General features: G+C 70.4%; 2 protein-coding genes. Both read left to right on the top strand.

Translation table 11 applies throughout. The features are described 5' to 3' along the window. The first annotated feature begins 250 nt into the window (after positions 1–250). A complete protein-coding gene (flgB, locus tag ACM2XV_RS15575) occupies positions 251–592 on the top strand; it encodes a flagellar basal body rod protein FlgB (RefSeq protein ID WP_344774070.1) in 342 nt (113 codons plus the stop codon). Positions 593–611: 19 nt separating this feature from the next. After that, entirely contained in the window at positions 612–1,001 is a 390-nt protein-coding gene (locus ACM2XV_RS15570) for a flagellar basal body rod protein FlgC (RefSeq protein WP_344774068.1), read from the top strand. The last annotated feature ends 29 nt before the right edge of the window (positions 1,002–1,030 follow it).

Raw genomic sequence — 1,030 nt, 5'->3', positions numbered from 1 at the left:
CTGCGCGCACTCGCGCGCGGGCGCCGCGCATCGGCCAGCGCGACCGCGGAGCGCGCGCCGGTCTACCTCGACGCCGTCGGCTGACCCCGCCGGCAGACCCCGTCAGAGCACACGGACCCCCACAACGGGGCAATCCGCTAACCGGGCACGCGCCCAGCCCCGATAGGCACAGGCGGAGAGCACGGATTCGCTCCCGACGAGCGGCCACGGATCGGCCGGACATCGACCAGTCATCCTGTTGGGGCTCAGCATGATCGAATCCGTGACCCAGGCCGCGCTCACGAGCGCGCTCACCGGCCTCTCCACGCGCCAGCGCGTGATCGCCGACAACATCGCGAACATCAACACGCCGAACTACCAGGCCAAGCGCGTCACCTTCGAGGACGCCCTCGCCCAGTCGGTGGCGCAGGGCAGCGGCGCCGTCACCCCCGACGTGCTGCCGTCGCTCGAGCCGACGCAGACCAACGGCAACAACGTCAACCTCGACGAGGAGACGCTGAACAACATCGAGACCGGGCTGCGCTACCAGTTCGCGACCCAGGCCATGAACCAGCAGTTCCAGTCGCTGACCGCCGCCCTCAAGACGGCCTGAGCCGGAGGACGGGACGAACATGGCTGACGCGATCGGCATCGCCGGCACCGGGCTGACGGTGCACCGCAAGTGGCTCGACGCCATCTCCGACAACATCGCCAACATCAACACCGCAGAGCCCATGAGCGGCAGTGCGTTCCAGGCGCGCTACGTCGCCGTGCAGGCCGGCGCCGGCACCTCGGGCGTGTACGTCACGGGCGCGGCCTACGGCTCGGCGGAGGGCCGGGTCACCTACGACCCCGAGAACCCCGTCGCCGACGCCGAGGGCTATGTGCGGATGCCCGACATCGACCTCGGCTCGCAGATGGGCGCGCTCATCATGGCCCAGCGCGGCTACCAGGCGAACGCGGCGGTCGTCGACCGCGCGCAGGACGCCTACGAGGCCGCCCTCAAGATCGGGGCCAGCTGATGAGCGGCATCGACGCGATCTCCGGACTG

This window comes from Gryllotalpicola sp. CP2-P1, from assembly GCF_057512245.1.
The sequence above is the reverse complement of the archived record's forward strand: the minus strand, read 5'-3'. Positions and strand labels throughout refer to the sequence as shown.